Genomic DNA, 17,980 nt, shown 5'->3' on the forward strand with positions numbered 1-17,980 from the left:
CGGTTCGGTTGCCCCAGCAACTGGTTGAGCGCTGGAACCCGTGGTGATGCGGCGAAGTTCTCGGGTTTGAGATTAGTGGGAATCGCCGGGCGGGCCGGACCGGGCCGGTGCCTCCGCGTCATCGGCCCGCGGTCATGGATCCCGGCGCGCCGGCCCGGTGGGGCCGGAATGATTCGTACACCGCTTCACCAATCGGGACACAAGGACGCCAAATGCGGCCCCACGGAGGCGCTTTGACACCGCCGGGGACCGCACCGGATCTCACACAGGGTGACCAAGGTCACCTTCTGAATACTTCTGTCCCATTGCGCATTTCTATTTCCGCTTGTGACGGAAAATGCACGGCCCAATGCCGAGAGTTTCCACCTCCCGGCGAAGGCACCGTCGGTGAACGGCTCAGTTCATCCGGGTGATCAGGGTGGTGAGAAAAGCGAGATCGACTTCTTCCAGGGACCCCACGACCACCCGGCCGCGCGCGGGCGCGATCGGCGCCACGGAGGGAACGGCCACCACCCGGCAGCCGGCCGCCTCGGCCGCCGCCACGCCGGTCGCCGTGTCCTCGACGACCGCGCATCTCCCGGGGTCGGCGCCGAGCAGGGCCGCGGCGTACAGATACGGGTCCGGGTGCGGTTTCGTACGGGCCACCTCGTCGCCCGCGACCGTGAGCGTGAACATCTGCGGCCCCAGCGTCTGCAGGACGCGGTCGATGATGCGCCGGTGCGAGGCCGACACCAGCGCGGTGGGCACCTCGTGCGCCGCCAGCTCCGCGAGCAGCCGCGCGGCGCCCGGCATCAGCGGCACGCCCCGCCCGATCCGCTTCTCGAAGCGGTCGTTGAGCAGCACCGTGAGCTCGGGCAGCGTGATGTCCGCGCCGGTCACCTCGATGAGGTAGCCCGCGCTGCGCGTCATGGGCCCGCCGACCACCACGTCGCGCCACGCCTCGTCCAGCACATGCCCGAGGTCCGCGAAGACCTCGGCCTCGACCTCCCACCAGAAGCCCTCGGTGTCGACCAGGGTGCCGTCCATGTCGAGGAAGACAGCCTGCAGGGCGGAGCCTTCGGCCGTACGGGTACTGGGCGCGGGGACGGTACTGGTCATCCGGGCACACCTCCTGAAGGGACGAGAAGGCCGGCCGTCTCCCGTGGTGGGAAGGCGACCGGCCTGCGCTGGACCGACCAGTGTACGACTCGTCCGGGTCTATCGCGCGTTGAAGTACTTCGCCTCGGGGTGGTGGATGACGATCGCGTCGGTGGACTGCTCCGGGTGCAGCTGGAACTCCTCGGACAGGTGTACGCCGATCCGCTCCGGCCGCAGGAGGTCCGCGATCTTGGCGCGGTCCTCCAGGTCGGGGCAGGCGCCGTAACCGAGCGAGAACCGCGCGCCGCGGTACTTCAGGGCGAACATGTCCTCGACGGCGGCCGGGTCCTCGGCCCCGAAGCCGAGTTCGCTGCGGACGCGGGCGTGCCAGTACTCGGCGAGAGCCTCCGCCAACTGGACGGACAGGCCGTGCAGTTCGAGGTAGTCACGGTAGGAGTTCGACTCGAACAGCTCGGCCGTCGCCTCGCCGATCTTCGATCCGACGGTGACGACCTGGAGGCCGACCACGTCCGTCTCGCCGGACTCCTCCGGGCGGAAGAAGTCGGCGAGGCACAGGCGGCGGCCCCGGCGCTGGCGCGGGAAGGTGAAGCGGGTGCGCTCGGATCCGTCGTCGTTGAGGAGAATCAGGTCGTCGCCCTTGGAGTGGCACGGGAAGTACCCGTGGACGACCGCGGCTTCGAGCAGGTTCCGGGTGTGGAGCTGCTCCAGCCAGCCGCGCAGCCGGGGGCGGCCCTCGGTCTCGACGAGCTCCTCGTACGTCGGCCCCTCGCCGGTGCGTGCCTGCTTGAGGCCCCACTGGCCCTTGAACAGCGCGCCCTCGTCCAGCCAGGAGGCGTACTCCTTCAGGCCGATGCCCTTGACGACGCGGGTGCCCCAGAACGGCGGCTCGGGGATCCGGTTGTCGACGGCGACGTCGGAGCGTACGGATCCCTGGGGCTCCTCGACCTCGAGCACGGCGGTGGGGGCGCTCTTCGGGACGCGGCGCTGCTTGAGCTCGGGCAGCTTGGCGCCGGGGACGCCGCGCTTGACGCCGATCAGGGCGTCCATCAGACGCAGGCCCTCGAACGCGTCGCGGGCGTAGCGGACTTCACCGTCGTAGATCTCGTGCAGGTCCTGTTCGACGTACGCCCTCGTCAGCGCGGCGCCGCCGAGGATGACCGGGAAGTCGGCGGCCATCTTTCGCTGGTTGAGCTCCTCCAGGTTCTCCTTCATGATCACGGTCGACTTCACCAGGAGACCGGACATGCCGATGACGTCGGCACGGTGCTCCTCGGCGGCTTCGAGGATCGCGGAGACGGGCTGCTTGATGCCGAGGTTGACGACGGTGTAGCCGTTGTTGGACAGGATGATGTCGACGAGGTTCTTACCGATGTCGTGGACGTCGCCGCGCACGGTGGCCAGCACGATCGTGCCCTTGCCCTCGTCGTCCGACTTCTCCATGTGCGGCTCCAGGTAGGCCACCGCCGTCTTCATGACCTCGGCGGACTGGAGTACGAACGGCAGCTGCATCTGGCCGGAGCCGAAGAGCTCGCCGACGACCTTCATGCCCTCGAGGAGCGTGTCGTTGACGATGTCCAGGGCCGGGCGCTCGGTCAGCGCCTCGTCGAGGTCCGCCTCCAGGCCCTTCTTCTCGCCGTCGATGATGCGGCGCTTGAGGCGCTCGTCGAGCGGCAGGGCCAGGAGTTCCTCGGCCTTGCCGGCCTTCATCGACTTGGTGTCGACGCCCTCGAACAGCTCCAGGAACCGCTGCAGCGGGTCGTAGCCCTCCGCGCGGCGGTCGTGGATCAGGTCGAGGGCGACCTTGATCTGCTCCTCGTCGAGGCGGGCGATCGGCAGGATCTTGCTCGCGTGCACGATCGCCGAGTCGAGGCCCGCCTTGACGCACTCGTCGAGGAAGACGGAGTTCAGGACGATGCGGGCGGCCGGGTTCAGGCCGAAGGAGATGTTCGACAGGCCGAGCGTGGTCTGCACGTCGGGGTGGCGCCGCTTGAGCTCACGGATCGCCTCGATCGTGTTGACGCCGTCCTTGCGGGACTCCTCCTGACCGGTGCAGATGGTGAAGGTGAGGCAGTCGATGAGGATGTCCGACTCGTGGATGCCCCAGTTGCCGGTCAGGTCGGCGATGATCCGCTCGGCGACGGCGACCTTGTGCTCGACCGTACGGGCCTGGCCCTCCTCGTCGATGGTCAGCGCCATCAGCGCGGCGCCGTGCTCCCGCGCCAGCTCGGTGACCTTCTGGAACCGGGACTCCGGACCGTCGCCGTCCTCGTAGTTGACCGAGTTGATGACCGCGCGCCCGCCCAGCTTCTCCAGGCCGGCCCGCAGGACGTCCAGCTCGGTGGAGTCCAGCACGATGGGCAGGGTGGAGGCGGTGGCGAACCGGCCGGCCAGCTCCGCCATGTCGGCGGCGCCGTCGCGCCCGACGTAGTCGACGCACAGGTCGAGCATGTGCGCGCCCTCGCGGATCTGGTCGCGGGCCATCTCCACGCAGTCGTCCCAGCGGCCCTCCAGCATGGCCTCGCGGAACTTCTTCGACCCGTTGGCGTTCGTGCGCTCACCGATGGCCAGGTACGAGGTGTCCTGGCGGAAGGGGACGGTCTGGTAGAGCGAGGCGGCGCCGGGCTCGGGGCGCGGGTCGCGCGCGGCCGGGGTGAGGTCGCGCACCCGCTCGACGACCTGGCGCAGGTGCTCGGGCGTCGTACCGCAGCAGCCGCCCACCAGGGACAGGCCGTACTCGCGGACGAACGACTCCTGGGCGTCGGCCAGCTCGGGGGCCGACAGGGGGTAGTGCGCGCCGTTCTTGCCGAGGACGGGGAGGCCGGCGTTGGGCATGGCGGAGATCGGGACGCGCGAGTGGCGGGCGAGGTAGCGCAGGTGCTCGCTCATCTCGGCGGGGCCGGTGGCGCAGTTCAGGCCGATCATGTCGATGCCGAGCGGTTCCAGCGCGGTGAGGGCGGCGCCGATCTCGGAGCCCAGCAGCATGGTGCCGGTGGTCTCGACGGTCACGGAGCAGATCAGGGGGACGCTGACGCCGGCGACGTCCATGGCGCGGCGGGCGCCGATGATCGCCGACTTGGTCTGGAGCAGGTCCTGGGTGGTCTCCACCAGGAGCGCGTCGGCGCCGCCCGCGAGCATGCCCTCGGCGTTCTGCTGGTACGCGTCGCGCAGCGTGACGTACGGGGCGTGCCCGAGGGTGGGCAGCTTGGTGCCGGGGCCCATCGAGCCGAGCACCCAGCGCTGGCGGCCGTCCCTGGCCGCGAACTCGTCGGCGACCTCGCGGGCGATGCGGGCGCCCGATTCGGACAGCTCGAAGACGCGCTCGGGGATGTCGTACTCGGCGAGCGCGGCGAAGTTCGCGCCGAAGGTGTTGGTCTCGACGCAGTCGACGCCTACCGCGAAGTACTCCTCGTGGACGGTGCGCACGATGTCGGGGCGGGTGATGTTGAGGATCTCGTTGCAGCCTTCGAGGTTCTCGAAGTCCTCGAGGCTGGGGTCCTGCGCCTGGAGCATGGTGCCCATCGCCCCGTCGGCGACCACTACACGGCTGGCGAGTGCTTCGCGGAGGGCGTCGGCGCGGCTGCTGTGGCTGGCAGGCGTGGGGGTTGGCAACGAGGCCATGGATCTGCTCCCTGGGGTGCGACGGCTGTCGGCTTTGCGCCTTCCCGGCGGAAGGCGCACCTGGCCAGCGTAGCCGTGACCCCGTCCGTGGCGTGAAGGCGTCCCACGGGGCGGACGGTGTCGTGTGTGTGGCGTGTTCTCATGGCTCACGGTCGCCGGGTGGGCCTCGGACGGTGACGCCAGGTCGGCATGAGCCGATAGTGTTCAGCATTGTCGAACCGAGGTGGAGGTGGCCGAGCGTGGCGAAGAACATCCAGTCGCTCGAGCGGGCGGCGGCGATGCTGCGCCTGCTCGCGGGGGGCGAGCGCAGGCTCGGGCTGTCCGAGGTGGCCTCGTCCCTCGGTCTTGCCAAGGGTACGGCCCACGGCATCCTGCGCACCCTCCAGGCGGAGGGTTTCGTCGAACAGGATCCGGCCTCGGGCCGCTATCAGCTCGGCGCCGAGCTGCTGCGCCTGGGCAGTACGTACCTGGACGTGCACGAGCTGCGCGCCCGCGCGCTGGTGTGGACCGACGACCTGGCCCGCTCCAGCGGCGAGAGCGTCTACCTAGGCGTGCTGCACCAGCAGGGCGTACTGATCGTCCACCACGTCTTCCGTCCGGACGACAGCCGGCAGGTGCTCGAGGTCGGGGCCATGCAGCCGCTCCACTCCTCCGCGCTGGGCAAGGTGCTGTCCGCTTACGACCCGGTCGCGCACAACGAGGTCGTCGAGAACGAGCGCAAGTCCTTCACTCCGCACACGATCACGGACGCGGAGGAGTTCGAGGCGGTGCTCGACCTGACCCGCGCGCGCGGCTGGGCCGCCGACGTGGAGGAGACCTGGGACGGGGTGGCCTCGATCGCCGCCCCCATCCACGACCGCCGGCGGATGCCGGTCGGCGCGGTCGGCATCACCGGCGCGGTGGAAAGAGTCCGCAGCGACGAGGGCCTGCGCAACGACCTCGTGGCGGCCGTACGGGACTGCGCCCGCGCCGTGTCGCGGGACCTGGGCGCCAGCCGCTTCTGAGGCGGGCCCCCGCCCGTGCCCGCCGAGCGGGTAACGATCGGGACACCGGCCACACAACTCTTGACGCGCGTCTTAACCGGGGGCAAAACTGCCGTTCATCGGTCGGCAATGCCGAACACCTACCGGCAATACGCGCTAGAGTGTGGCAACGCCAAGGGACCGGCTAGGCCCTCACCGAGGGCGCGGACCACCCGGAGGGACCCGGGGTTCGCCTTTCCCCTGGAACGAAGGACAAAGGAGTCGCGGGTGTCCAGCTCCGACATCTTCATCGGCGAGATCATCGGTACCGCCGTGCTCATCCTGCTCGGCGGTGGCGTGGTCGCCGCCGTCGTACTCAAGCGCTCGAAGGCCCAGAACGCCGGCTGGCTCGCCATCACCTTCGGGTGGGGATTCGCCGTCATGACCGCCGTCTACATGACCGGCACGCTTTCCGGCGCTCACCTCAACCCGGCGGTCACGGTCGGCATCGCGATCAAGGACGGTGACTGGAGCAACGCTCCGGTCTACTTCGCGGGCCAGATACTCGGCGCCATGATCGGTGCCGCACTGGTCTGGGTCGCGTACTACGGCCAGTTCCAGGCCCACCTCACGGACCCGGAGATCCTCGCGGAGCAGCCGGCCGAAGAGGGCATGGTCGACCAGAAGGCCGCGCCCAAGGCCGGCCCCGTGCTCGGCGTCTTCTCCACCGGTCCTGAGGTGCGGAACGTCTGGCAGAACCTCGCCACCGAGATCATCGGCACCGTCGTGCTCGTTCTCGCGGTGCTCACCCAGGGCCTCAACGACAGCGGCAAGGGCCTCGGCGTGCTCGGCGCGCTGATCACCGCCTTCGTCGTCGTCTCGATCGGCCTCTCGCTCGGCGGCCCGACCGGTTACGCGATCAACCCGGCCCGTGACCTGGGGCCGCGCATCGTGCACGCCCTGCTCCCGCTGCCGAACAAGGGCGGCTCCGACTGGAGCTACGCCTGGATCCCCGTCGTGGGCCCGCTGATCGGCGGAGCCGTCGCCGCGGGTATCTACAACATCGCGTTCGCCTGAGCCGACCGGCCGACCCTCTACAGACCTCCGGGAGCACACCGTGACCGACGCACACACCACCGGCCCGTTCATCGCGGCCATCGACCAGGGCACCACCTCCAGCCGCTGCATCGTCTTCGACAAGGACGGCCGGATCGTCGCCGTCGACCAGAAGGAGCACGAGCAGATCTTCCCGAAGCCGGGCTGGGTCGAGCACGACGCGACGGAGATCTGGACCAACGTCCAGGAAGTCGTGGCCGGCGCCATCGGCAAGGCGGGCATCACGCCCGCCGACGTCAAGGCGATCGGCATCACCAACCAGCGCGAGACCACGCTGCTGTGGGACAAGAACACCGGCGAGCCCGTCCACAACGCCATCGTGTGGCAGGACACCCGCACCGACGCCCTCTGCAAGGACCTCGGCCGCAACGTCGGCCAGGACCGCTTCCGCCGCCAGACCGGCTTGCCGCTCGCGTCGTACTTCGCCGGACCCAAGGTCCGCTGGCTGCTCGACAACGTCGAGGGCCTGCGCGAGCGCGCCGAGGCCGGCGACATCCTCTTCGGCACCATGGACTCCTGGGTCATCTGGAACCTGACGGGCGGCACGGACGGCGGCGTACACGTCACCGACGTCACCAACGCCTCGCGCACCCTTCTCATGAACCTGCACGAGATGCGCTGGGACGAGAAGATCCTCCAGTCCATGGACATCCCGGCCGCCGTGCTGCCGGAGATCCGTTCCTCCGCCGAGGTGTACGGCGTCGCCAAGGCCGGTCCGCTGGCGGGCGTGCCCGTCGCCTCCGCGCTCGGTGACCAGCAGGCGGCGCTCTTCGGCCAGACCTGCTTCGCCCAGGGCGAGGCCAAGTCGACGTACGGCACCGGCACCTTCATGCTGCTGAACACCGGTCACACGCCGGTCAACTCGTACAACGGCCTGCTGACGACCGTCGGATACCAGATCGGCGACCAGAAGCCCGTCTACGCCCTCGAAGGCTCGATCGCCATCACCGGCGCGCTCGTCCAGTGGATGCGCGACCAGATGGGCCTCATCAAGTCGGCCGCCGAGATCGAGACGCTGGCCTCCTCCGTCGAGGACAACGGCGGCGCGTACTTCGTGCCCGCCTTCTCCGGACTGTTCGCCCCGTACTGGCGTCCCGACGCCCGCGGTGTGATCGCCGGCCTCACCCGGTACGTCACCAAGGCGCACATCGCCCGTGCCGTCCTGGAGGCCACCGCCTGGCAGACCCGCGAGATCAGCGACGCCATGACGAAGGACTCCGGCGTCGAGCTGACGGCCCTCAAGGTCGACGGCGGAATGACCTCCAACAACCTGCTGATGCAGACGCTCTCCGACTTCCTGGACGCACCGGTCGTGCGCCCGATGGTCGCCGAGACCACCTGCCTCGGCGCCGCCTACGCCGCCGGCCTCGCCGTCGGCTTCTGGTCCAGCACCGACGAGCTGCGTGCCAACTGGCGCAGGGCCGCCGAGTGGACCCCCCGCATGGACGCGGCCACGCGGGACCGCGAGTACAAGAGCTGGCTCAAGGCCGTTCAGCGGTCCATGGGCTGGCTCGAAGACGAGAGCTGACGAGGAGTTACGAACATGACCACCCTGCAGAGCGTCCCGGCCCTCGGGACGCGCCCGGCCGACGGCTGTTCCACGAGTCGCGCCGAGACCCGGGAACACCTTTCCAAGGCGACGTACGACCTCCTGGTGATCGGCGGCGGCATCCTGGGCATCTCCACCGCCTGGCACGCCGCCCAGTCGGGACTGCGGGTGGCCCTGGTGGACGCCGGCGACTTCGCCGGCGCCACCTCCTCCGCCTCCTCCAAGCTGCTCCACGGCGGACTGCGCTACCTCCAGACCGGCGCGGTCAAGCTCGTCGCGGAGAACCACTTCGAGCGGCGCGCCGTCTCCCGGGACGTCGCGCCGCACCTGGCCAACCCGCTCACCTTCTACCTCCCCGTCTACAAGGGCGGTCCGCACGGCGCGGCCAAGCTCGGCGCGGGCGTCTTCGCCTACTCGGCGCTGTCCGCCTTCGGGGACGGTGTCGGCCACGTCATCAGCCCGGCGAAGGCCGCCCGTGCGGTTCCCGAGCTGCGTACGGACGATCTGAGGGCCGTCGCCGTCTACGGCGACGACCAGATGAACGACTCGCGCATGGCCCTGATGACGGTCCGCGCGGCCGTCGAGTCGGGCGCGACCGTCCTCAACCACGCCGAGGTCACCGGGCTGCGCTTCACCAACGGCCGGGTCACCGGCGCGGAGCTCAAGGACCGCCTGGACGGCGTGGAGTTCGGCGTGACGGCCCGCCTGGTGCTCAACGCCACCGGACCGTGGGTCGACCACCTGCGCACGATGGAGAACCCGGCCGCGGCCCCCTCCATCCGGCTCTCCAAGGGCGCGCACCTGGTCCTCAAGCGAACCGCCCCCTGGCGGGCCGCGCTGGCGACGCCCATCGACAAGTACCGCATCACCTTCGCGCTGCCGTGGGAGGACCAGCTCCTGCTCGGCACGACCGACGAGGAGTACGAGGGCGACCCCGGGGACGTCTCGGTCAACGAGAAGGACATCGCCCAGATCCTGGACGAGGCCGCCTTCTCGATCCGCGACCAGCAGCTCTCCCGCGACCTCATCACGTACTCCTTCGCGGGTCTGCGGGTGCTGCCCGGCGGGCCCGGTGACACCTCCAAGGCCAAGCGCGAGACGGTCGTCACCGAGGGACGCGGCGGCATGCTGTCGGTAGCGGGCGGCAAGTGGACGACGTTCCGTCACATCGGCCGCACCGTCATGAACAAGCTGGCGGAGCTGCCCGGCCACCCGCTGGGCGAGGACATGGAACCCATCTCCAGCCTGCCCAAGCGGCAGCCGCTGCCGGGTATATCCAACCCGAACGCGGTCGCGCACCGGCTGCTCGTCGACGGCGGCACGCCCGGTCCGCGGATGGCGGCCGACACCGCGCGCCACCTGGCCACCCACTACGGCTCGCTGTCGTTCGACATCGCGCGCCTGGCCAACGAGGACCCGGCGCTGGCCGAGCGCGTCCACCCGGACGCGCCGGAGATCTGGGCGCAGGTCGTGTACGCCCGCGACCACGAGTGGGCCGAGACCGCGGACGACGTGCTGCGCCGCCGTACGACGCTGACGATCCGCGGCCTGGCCACGGACGAGGTCCGTGCGAAGGTCGAGGACGTGCTGGGCCGCAGGGCCTGAGACCCCGCGTCACGGGGGGACGGGTAAGGGGCAGCCGCCTGGGCGGCTGCCCCTTACCCGTGCTGAGGATCCGGCGGTTGATCCGACGGGCGCCGGGCACGCTTCCCACATGCGCATCAGGCGTCACCGCACCTGGTGGAAGCCGTAAGGTTGGTGCGTGCACAAGGGAACGTCGAAAGGGGGCACTGGGTGATCGAGCTCGAGGGGGTTCCCGAGCTGATCGACCCGGTCATGGTGGCCGCGTTCGAGGGCTGGAACGACGCCGGCGACGCCGCCTCCACCGCGGTCGCGCATCTGGAACGGGAGTGGAAGGGCGAGGTGTTCGCGGCGCTCGACGCCGAGGACTACTACGACTTCCAGGTCAACCGGCCCACGGTGTTTCTCGAGAACGGGGTCCGGAAGATCACCTGGCCCACCACACGGCTCTCCGTGGTGCGCATCGGCGGCGACAAGCCCCGCGACCTCGTACTGGTCCGCGGCATCGAGCCGTCCATGCGCTGGCGTTCGTACTGCAACGAGATCCTCGGCTTCGCGCACGAGCTGGGCGTCGAGATGATCGTGATCCTGGGCGCGCTGCTCGGCGACACCCCGCACACCCGGCCGGTGCCGGTCAGCGGCGTGACGTCGGACGCGGACCTGGCGCGGACCATGGACCTGGAAGAGACCAAGTACGAGGGCCCCACCGGCATCGTCGGAATCCTCCAGGAAGCCTGCACGCACGCGGGCGTGCCGGCGGTGAGCCTGTGGGCCGCCGTGCCGCACTACGTGTCGCAGCCGCCCAACCCCAAGGCCACACTGGCCCTGTTGAACCGCCTGGAAGACCTCATCGACCTGCGGATCCCGCTCGGCGAACTGCCGGAGGACGCACGGGCCTGGCAGGTGGGCGTGGACCAACTGGCCGCCGAGGACAGCGAGGTGGCCGAGTACGTGCAGTCGCTGGAGGAGGCGCGGGACACCGCGGAGCTGCCCGAGGCGTCCGGCGAGGCGATCGCCCGCGAGTTCGAGCGGTACCTGCGGCGGCGTGACGGCGGGCCCGGCCCCGGTCACGCGACCGACGGGAGCGAGGGCACGGGGACGTACCTGCGCGACAGCTCCAGCGGCCGTACGCGGCCCCCGAAGCCCCCGCGCGCGGAGTCCGAGCCCCCGCGGGGCGCGGAGGACACCGACGGAGCGGACGACTCCCCCGAGGAGTAGGGCGTACGGACGGTGAACGTGCGGGGCGGCGCCGTCGGGCGCCGCCCCGTCGTCGTGCGCCCGAGGGGTACGCCGACTGAGCCGCCCCCGGCCCTCCGCGTGGAGGACCGGGGGCGGCCGGGTCGCGCGGCGTTACAGGGCCACGCCGAGGAGGGCGTCGACGGCACGCGAGACGACGCCGGGGGCGCCTTCGTCCGTACCGCCCCCGGACGCCTGGAGGGCGGCCCAGCGGTCCACGGCGGCCAGTGCGGCCGGGGCGTCGAGGTCGTCGGCGAGCGCCTCGCGGATCTCCTCCACCAGGCCGTCCGCGGACGGTCCGTCGGGGCGGGACACGGCCGCGCGCCAGCGCCCGAGCCGCTCCAGGGCGTCCTGAAGCACCTGGTCCGTCCACTCCCAGTCGGCCCGGTAGTGGTGCGCGAGCAGCGTGAGGCGGATCGCGGCCGGGTCCACACCGTCGCGGCGCAGCTTCGACACGAAGACCAGGTTGCCCTTGGACTTCGACATCTTCTCGCCGTCCAGGGCGACCATGCCGGCGTGCACGTACGTCTTCGCGAACGGGTGCTCGCCGGTCAGCGCCTGGGCGTGGGACGCGCCCATCTCGTGGTGCGGGAAGGCCAGGTCGGACCCGCCGCCCTGCACGTCGAAGCCCATCCCGAGGTGGTCGAGGGCGATCGCCACGCACTCGATGTGCCAGCCGGGCCTGCCGCGTCCCAGCGAGGCGCCGTCCCAGCTCGGCTCGCCGTCACGGGCCGCCATCCAGAGCATCGGGTCGAGCGGGTTCTTCTTGCCGGGGCGGTCCGGGTCGCCGCCGCGCTCGGCGGACAGCAGCCGCATCGCGTCGGCGTCCAGCCCCGAGACCTCGCCGAAGCGCGGGTCGGCCTCGACGGAGAAGTACACGTCCCCGTCGAGCTCGTACGCCGCGCCCGCGTCCCGCAGCCGCTCGATGAGCGGCACGATGCCGGGTATCGCCTCGACGGCGCCGATGTAGTGCCGCGGCGGAAGCATCCGCAGGGCGGTCATGTCCTCGCGGAACAGCGCGGTTTCGCGCTCCGCCAGTTCGGTCCAGTCCTGTCCGTCGCGGATCGCCCGCTCCAGCAGCGGATCGTCCACGTCCGTGACGTTCTGCACGTAGTGAACCTGCCGCTTGGTGTCGAGCCACACGCGCTGCACGAGGTCGAACGCGTTGTAGGTCGCCGCGTGACCGATGTGGGTCGCGTCGTACGGCGTGATGCCGCAGACATAGATTCGGGCGACGGGACCGGGGTCGAGGGTGATCAACCCGCCGGTCGCGGTGTCGTGGATCTGGAGGTCGCGGCCCTTGCCAGGCAGGGCGGGGACCTCAGAAGCGGGCCAGGCATGCATGCCTTGAGCGTAACCGGACGCAGGTTCCGGATACGAACCGGATACGGAAACGTGTCCGGTAAGCCACTCTTGCGCGAGCCCGCCGCCGTGCCCTAGACCGGCGGCCACGGAATGGCGGGCCAGTCCCCGCTCGGCTCCGGGTGGCGCGCCGTCGCCCGCAGCGCCGCCACCCGCCCGCGCAGCGCCTCCACCTCCGCCGCAGTGATCAGTTCGGCCATCCGGGTGGCGAGCGGCCGCCCCGGGGCCAGTTCCTCCACGAGCCGGCCCACCACCGCGACGGCCTCGGCCGTCAGCGGCTCGCCCGCCCAGCCCCACAGCAGCGTGCGGAGCTTGTCGTCCGCGTGGAACGTGACCCCGTGGTCGATGCCGTACAGCCGCCCGTCCGGGGCCGGCAGCAGATGCCCGCCCTTGCGGTCGGCGTTGTTGACGACCGCGTCCAGGACCGCCAGCCGGCGCAGGCGCGGGTCGTCGGCGTGCACGAGGAGCGCCGTGCGCCCCTCCCCCACCTCGGCGTAGGCGATGGCCTTCCAGCCCTCGGCGGGCTCCTCGTCCTCGATCAGGGCGAGCAGCCCCCCGTCGGGCCCCTCGGGGGCCGTCTCGATCCACAGCTGGCACATGCCCTCGCCGTACGGCCCGTCGCGCAGCACGGTCGGCGGGACGAGGCCCCACCCCGTCGCCTCGGAGATCTCGTACGCCGCCACCTCGCGCTGCGCGAGCGTGCCGTCGGGGAAGTCCCACAGGGGCCGCTCGCCGGCGACGGGCTTGTAGACGCAGGACGCCGACACGCCGTCGTGCTCGACGTCGCAGTAGAGGACGGCGTTGGATGCCTCACGCACGCGTCCGCGCACCGTGAGCCGGCCCTTCGCCAGCACGGTGAGCAGGTCGTCCGGCGGAGTCACGCTCCGCGGCGGTATCCGTTCTGGCGCGGGCATACGTGTCCCTCCGGGTCGAGCGGCAGGCTGCACAGCGGGCACGGCGGCCGGCCCGCGTTGACGACGTCGAGGGCGCGCTTGGCGAAGGCACGGGCCTGCGCGCCGCTGAGTCGGACCCGCAGCATCGGCGGGCCGTTCTCCTCGTCCTGGAGCAGCCGTTCCTCGGCCTCCGCGAGATCCTCTTCGGTCTCCACGTCCAGCTCGACGAGGGCCTGGGCCTCGACGATCATGCGCTGTTCCTCACCGTCCCAGGCCAGCGCCATCGTGCCGACGCGGAACTCCTCCTCGACGGGGGCGTCGAGCGGGGCGCTGTCGGTGACGTCGGCCGGGGCCACGGCCGGTACGGGGGCGTTGCCGCCGGTGCGGCGTACCACTTCGTCGAGCAGCTCGTCGATCCGCTCCGCGAGCGCGGCCACCTGGGTCTTCTCCAGGGCGACGCTGGTGACGCGGCCGGCCGCGGATGCCTGCAGGAAGAACGTACGGCGTCCAGGCAGCCCGACCGTACCGGCGACGAAGCGGTCCGGCGGGTCGTAGAGGAATACCTGACGGGACACGTCCTGTCTCCCTTGAAATCGTCGACTCAGAAGTCGATGTCGAAAAGCCGGTGTCGAAAGTGTCGAAATCGTCTCTATGCGCGGTGGGGGCGCGTCCACCCTACTGCGCGGAGCGATCACGGTGCGCCCGCGCCGCCCCCTACGGCCGCGTCCCCGTCGCTCCCGCTCTCGCGCGGCGCCAGGGCGGTGAGGTCCCCGGTGTCGCCGAGCCGCACGAGAAAGGGGCGGAGCCCGGTGTACCGGATGGCCGTCAGGGAACACGGGTCGACGTGAATCCGCTGGAAGAGGTCGAGATGAAGGCCGAGCGCGTCCGCGACGACGGACTTGATGATGTCCCCGTGCGAGCACATGAGGTACACGGCGTCCTCGCCGTGCCCGGCCTCGACGCGCGCGTTCCAGTCCCGTGCGGCGTCGACCGCGCGGGCCTGCATGGCCCGCATCGACTCGCCGCCGGGGAACGTCACGGAGGACGGGTGCTGCTGCACGGCGGCCATCAGCGGCTCGTCGGAGAGCTCGGCGAGCTTGCGGCCCGACCAGTCGCCGTAGTGGCACTCCCCGATCCGCTCGTCGGTGTGCAGCGGCAGCCCCGGGCGCGCGTCGAGCAGCGGCTGGAGCGTCTCGCGGCAGCGTTCGAGCGGGCTGGTCACCACGGCGGCGAGCGGCACGTCGGCCAGCCTGCCGGGCAGCGCGGCCGCCTGTGCGGCGCCGCGCTCGTCGAGCGTGACGCCGGGCGTCCAGCCGGCGAGCAGTCCCGCGGTGTTGGCGGTGGAACGTCCGTGGCGTACGAGGATCAGCGTGGCCATGGCCGCCAGCCTAGGCGGAAGACGGCTCCGGGGTGTGCCGGGGCCCCGGCGCGGGGAGGATGCGCCGCGTGATCGTCGACTGTGCCATCTACCGGGAAGGGTGCCGCACGGAGGGCCCTTCCGACTTCTCCGAGGCGCTCTCCGAGGCGCGGGCGGGCGGCGACTCCTTCTTGTGGATCGGTCTGCACGAGCCGACCGAGAAGGAATTCGACCTCGTGACGACCGAGTTCGGCCTGCACCCGCTGGCCGTCGAGGACGCCCTGCGCGCCCATCAGCGGCCCAAGCTGGAGGTGTACGACGATTCGCTCTTCGCGGTGCTCAAGCCGGTGATGTACGAACCGGAGAGCGACACCGTGACGACGGGCGAGCTGATGGTGTTCGTGGGCGACTCCTTCGTGGTGACGGTGCGGCACGGCGAGGGCGCCCCCCTGGCGGCCGTGCGCGACCGTCTGGAGGCCGAGCCGCAGGTGCTGCGGCACGGCCCGACCTCGGTCCTGTACGCCGTCAGCGACGCCGTCGTCGACCACTACATAGAGGTCGGCGCGGAGCTGCAGACCGACCTGGAGGAGCTGGAGGCGGAGGTCTTCGCCCCGGTCGGCCGCGACTCCACGAACACCGCGGCGCGGATCTACACCTTCAAGCGGCAGGTGCTCGAGTTCCGCCGCGCGACGGGACCGCTCGCGCAGCCGATGCTGCGGCTGTCGAGCCCCGGGCTGCCGTTCGTCGACGAGCACGCGCAGCCCTTCTTCCGGGACGTCAGCGACCACCTGACCCGCGCGAACGAGCAGGTGGACGGTCTGGACCGGCTGCTGTCGGACATCTTGTCGGCGCATCTGGCGCAGATGAGCGTGCGGCAGAACGACGACATGCGGAAGATCTCGGCGTGGGCGGCGATGGCCGCCGTCCCGACGATGGTCGCGGGCGTCTACGGCATGAACTTCGAGCACATGCCCGAGCTGACCTGGGTGTGGGCCTATCCCGCCGTGATCCTGCTGATGGTGTTCTGCGAGGTCGGGCTGTTCCGGCTGTTCAAGCGCCGCGGCTGGCTCTGACCGCCGCCGCCCGCGGCGCCGGTCAGACGACTCCGGCGGCCGACGTCGCCGGGCCGCCCAGCGCGTCGCGGCGTTCCGGCATCGACAGGCTGACCATGCGCCGCCAGCCGCCGAGGCGCTCGTACGCGTACATGGCGTGGATGCCCGCGGCGAGCGCGGCGGACTTGGCCTTCGGCCACGTGAGGATGCGGCCCATGTGAGCCATGACGGCGAGGCTCACGTCCCGGTAGACGCGGCACTCCTCCATGGCACACTCGCGCAGCACGCGCTGGATCGTACGGCCGTGTCCCGCGCCCGCGAGCCGGAGCAGCTCCTCGTGGCAGTACGCGAGGTGGCTCTCCTCGTCCTCGCAGATCATCCTGATCGGCCGGCCCGCCTCCGGGTGGTCGCCGAAGTGCTTGACCAGCATGTCCATCTGGTCGGCGGCCCGCTGCTCGGTCACCCGGCTGTGCGAGAGGTAGACGAGGATGTCCTCCTCGGTCAGCGGCTCGTCGCGGCGGAGCTTGTCGTGGGCGAGGCCGATGCCGCGCTGTTCGAGCAGCATCGTGTAGTCGGTGTCCGGCGGAACCGGGACCGGGTCGAGCTCGCGCTTCTTGAGCAGCGCGTTGAAGAGCCGGCCGTGCTTGTCCTCGTCGGCGCCGTGCCGGGTGATCTTCGGAGCGAGGTGCCTCATGCTCTCGGGCACCAGGGCCGCGATCCGGCCGTTCTCCCAGCCGCCCTGGGTCTCGCCGCTGGCCGCTATGGAGCAGAAGAGCTGGAAGGAATCGTCGTTGTCCAGGATTTCCTGGAAGAGACTTCGGGCCGACAGCATCACTGAACCTCCGTGTACCTCCGTGCGGGCGTCCGCAAAGAACAAGTCAAAAACGGTACGGGAGGGCAGGCAACAGGGGCGGCGGTCAACTGCGCCGGAAGAATGAACCCCGGGGTGGTACGGGCGCGTAACCCCTTGGGGTCGTGCGGCGTTGTTGTGCATGACGGCCGTGGCGGGGAAGACCCCCGAGCCCCCACCACGGCCGCAGACTTTCTCTCCGCCCCCGTCCCCTGCGGGACTACGCCAGACCGGCGCGCTCCAGGGCGTCGGTGCCGGCCCGCAGGGCGGTGATCCGCTCGTCGAGCGTGAAGCCCGCGGGGGCCAGCGTCAGCGTCGTCACCCCGGCAGCGGCGTAGCCCTGCATCCGCTCGGCGATCCGCTCGACCGAGCCCAGCAGGGCCGTCTGGTCGATCAGCCGCTGCGGGATCGCGGCGGCGGCGCCCGCCTTGTCGCCGGACAGGTACTTGTCCTGGATCTCGGCGGCTTCCTTCTCGTAGCCCATGCGCTGGGCGAGCTGGTTGTAGAAGTTCTGCTTGCGGCTGCCCATGCCGCCGACGTACAGGGCGGTGTACGGGCGGAACATGTCGGCCAGCGCGTCGATGTCGTCGCCGACCGCGAGCGGCAGGGTGGGACACACGTCGAAGCCGTCCATCGTCTTTCCGGCCTTCTCGCGGCCGGCGCGGATGTGCCGGATCGCCGTGTCCTCGATGTGTTCGGCGGACGGGAAGATCAGCAGCGCGCCGTCGGCGATCTCGCCCGTCTGCTCCAGGTTCTTGGGGCCGATCGCGGCGATGTAGAGCGGGATGTGCTCGCGCTGCGGGTGAACGGTGAGCTTCAGCGGCTTGCCCGGGCCGCCCGGCAGCGGCAGCGTCCAGTGCTGCCCCTCGTACGACAGGCGCTCGCGGGTCATGGCCTTGCGGATGATCTCGACGTACTCGCGGGTGCGGGCCAGCGGCTTGTCGAACTTCACGCCGTACCAGCCCTCGGAGACCTGCGGGCCCGAGACGCCGAGGCCCAGGCGGAAGCGGCCTCCGGAGAGGGAGTCGAGGGTCGCGGCGGTCATCGCGGTCATCGCGGGCGTACGGGCCGGGATCTGGAAGATGGCGGAACCGACGTCGATGTTCTCGGTCTGGGCGGCGACCCAGGAGAGCACCGTGGCGGCGTCCGAGCCGTACGCCTCGGCGGCCCAGCAGACGTCGTAGCCGAGCCGGTCCGCTTCCTGGGCGACGGCCAGATTGTCGCCGTCCATTCCCGCGCCCCAGTAACCGAGGTTGATGCCGAGCCGCATGCCGCTCCCCTTACTGATCAGTAACGTCCCTGTTGC

The 17,980-nt window shown here is 70.8% G+C and carries 14 protein-coding genes; 6 read left to right on the forward strand and 8 right to left on the reverse strand.

Annotated features, from left to right (window positions below; genetic code table 11):
* Positions 1-396 precede the first annotated feature (396 nt).
* Complete coding sequence (locus AC07FK_RS20690; RefSeq protein WP_479106363.1) at positions 397-1,098, reverse strand: HAD family hydrolase; 702 nt, start codon at positions 1,096-1,098, stop codon at positions 397-399.
* Between the two features lie 99 nt (positions 1,099-1,197).
* Positions 1,198-4,716, reverse strand: coding sequence for a methionine synthase (gene metH / locus AC07FK_RS20695; protein ID WP_479106364.1), 3,519 nt, complete (start codon positions 4,714-4,716; stop codon positions 1,198-1,200).
* Positions 4,717-4,955: 239 nt separating this feature from the next.
* Between metH and AC07FK_RS20700 the strand changes: the two genes are divergently transcribed.
* From AC07FK_RS20700 to AC07FK_RS20720, 5 genes are all read left to right on the forward strand, one after another.
* Positions 4,956-5,720 carry an IclR family transcriptional regulator gene (locus AC07FK_RS20700; RefSeq protein ID WP_479106365.1) on the forward strand — a complete coding sequence of 255 codons (765 nt, stop codon included), beginning with the start codon at positions 4,956-4,958 and terminating at the stop codon, positions 5,718-5,720.
* A gap of 246 nt (positions 5,721-5,966) precedes the next feature.
* The gene (locus AC07FK_RS20705) at positions 5,967-6,755 is read left to right on the forward strand and encodes an MIP/aquaporin family protein (RefSeq protein ID WP_479106366.1); all 789 of its coding nucleotides are present in this window, start codon (positions 5,967-5,969) and stop codon (positions 6,753-6,755) included.
* A 40-nt stretch (positions 6,756-6,795) separates the two neighbouring features.
* Positions 6,796-8,322, forward strand: a complete 1,527-nt coding sequence (gene glpK / locus AC07FK_RS20710) for a glycerol kinase GlpK (protein WP_479106367.1) — start codon at positions 6,796-6,798, stop codon at positions 8,320-8,322.
* Between the two features lie 15 nt (positions 8,323-8,337).
* Positions 8,338-9,948: a glycerol-3-phosphate dehydrogenase/oxidase gene (locus AC07FK_RS20715; RefSeq protein ID WP_479106368.1), complete on the forward strand. Its 1,611-nt coding sequence runs from the start codon at positions 8,338-8,340 to the stop codon at positions 9,946-9,948.
* Positions 9,949-10,137: 189 nt separating this feature from the next.
* A complete protein-coding gene (locus AC07FK_RS20720) occupies positions 10,138-11,142 on the forward strand; it encodes a PAC2 family protein (protein WP_479106369.1) in 1,005 nt (334 codons plus the stop codon).
* 132 nt (positions 11,143-11,274) lie between these two features.
* On the opposite strand, the gene mshC is transcribed toward AC07FK_RS20720, so the two are convergent.
* The 4 genes from mshC to AC07FK_RS20740 form a co-directional block, all read right to left on the reverse strand.
* Positions 11,275-12,504 (reverse strand): cysteine--1-D-myo-inosityl 2-amino-2-deoxy-alpha-D-glucopyranoside ligase, encoded by a 1,230-nt coding sequence (gene mshC / locus AC07FK_RS20725; RefSeq protein WP_479106370.1) that lies wholly within the window; start codon positions 12,502-12,504, stop codon positions 11,275-11,277.
* A gap of 92 nt (positions 12,505-12,596) precedes the next feature.
* Positions 12,597-13,436 carry an SCO1664 family protein gene (locus AC07FK_RS20730; RefSeq protein WP_479106371.1) on the reverse strand — a complete coding sequence of 280 codons (840 nt, stop codon included), beginning with the start codon at positions 13,434-13,436 and terminating at the stop codon, positions 12,597-12,599.
* Entirely contained in the window at positions 13,400-13,990 is a 591-nt protein-coding gene (locus AC07FK_RS20735) for a DUF3090 domain-containing protein (protein WP_138894543.1), read from the reverse strand. The genes AC07FK_RS20730 and AC07FK_RS20735 overlap by 37 nt, the downstream gene beginning before the upstream one ends.
* 116 nt (positions 13,991-14,106) lie before the next feature.
* The gene (locus AC07FK_RS20740) at positions 14,107-14,793 is read right to left on the reverse strand and encodes a histidine phosphatase family protein (protein WP_479106372.1); all 687 of its coding nucleotides are present in this window, start codon (positions 14,791-14,793) and stop codon (positions 14,107-14,109) included.
* A gap of 59 nt (positions 14,794-14,852) precedes the next feature.
* On the opposite strand from AC07FK_RS20740, the gene corA reads away from it, so the two are divergent.
* Complete coding sequence (corA, locus tag AC07FK_RS20745; protein WP_479106373.1) at positions 14,853-15,845, forward strand: magnesium/cobalt transporter CorA; 993 nt, start codon at positions 14,853-14,855, stop codon at positions 15,843-15,845.
* A 22-nt stretch (positions 15,846-15,867) separates the two neighbouring features.
* On the opposite strand, the gene AC07FK_RS20750 is transcribed toward corA, so the two are convergent.
* Together AC07FK_RS20750 and AC07FK_RS20755 are read right to left on the reverse strand one after the other, a co-directional pair.
* Positions 15,868-16,656 (reverse strand): ferritin-like domain-containing protein, encoded by a 789-nt coding sequence (locus AC07FK_RS20750; RefSeq protein WP_479106374.1) that lies wholly within the window; start codon positions 16,654-16,656, stop codon positions 15,868-15,870.
* Between the two features lie 238 nt (positions 16,657-16,894).
* Positions 16,895-17,944 (reverse strand): LLM class F420-dependent oxidoreductase, encoded by a 1,050-nt coding sequence (locus AC07FK_RS20755; RefSeq protein ID WP_479106375.1) that lies wholly within the window; start codon positions 17,942-17,944, stop codon positions 16,895-16,897.
* Positions 17,945-17,980: the final 36 nt, after the last annotated feature.

It is taken from the genome of Streptomyces sp. NPDC046122 (assembly GCF_056429965.1).

Bases quoted from the DNA above. Each gene is read 5' to 3' on its own strand.
- mshC (WP_479106370.1), bottom strand. From the start codon at position 12,504: ATGCATGCCTGGCCCGCTTCTGAGGTCCCCGCCCTGCCTGGCAAGGGC.
- AC07FK_RS20740 (WP_479106372.1), bottom strand. From the start codon at position 14,793: ATGGCCACGCTGATCCTCGTACGCCACGGACGTTCCACCGCCAACACC.
- AC07FK_RS20730 (WP_479106371.1), bottom strand. From the start codon at position 13,436: ATGCCCGCGCCAGAACGGATACCGCCGCGGAGCGTGACTCCGCCGGAC.
- AC07FK_RS20715 (WP_479106368.1), top strand. From the start codon at position 8,338: ATGACCACCCTGCAGAGCGTCCCGGCCCTCGGGACGCGCCCGGCCGAC.
- metH (WP_479106364.1), bottom strand. From the start codon at position 4,716: ATGGCCTCGTTGCCAACCCCCACGCCTGCCAGCCACAGCAGCCGCGCC.
- corA (WP_479106373.1), top strand. From the start codon at position 14,853: ATGCGCCGCGTGATCGTCGACTGTGCCATCTACCGGGAAGGGTGCCGC.
- AC07FK_RS20750 (WP_479106374.1), bottom strand. From the start codon at position 16,656: ATGCTGTCGGCCCGAAGTCTCTTCCAGGAAATCCTGGACAACGACGAT.
- AC07FK_RS20690 (WP_479106363.1), bottom strand. From the start codon at position 1,098: ATGACCAGTACCGTCCCCGCGCCCAGTACCCGTACGGCCGAAGGCTCC.
- AC07FK_RS20755 (WP_479106375.1), bottom strand. From the start codon at position 17,944: ATGCGGCTCGGCATCAACCTCGGTTACTGGGGCGCGGGAATGGACGGC.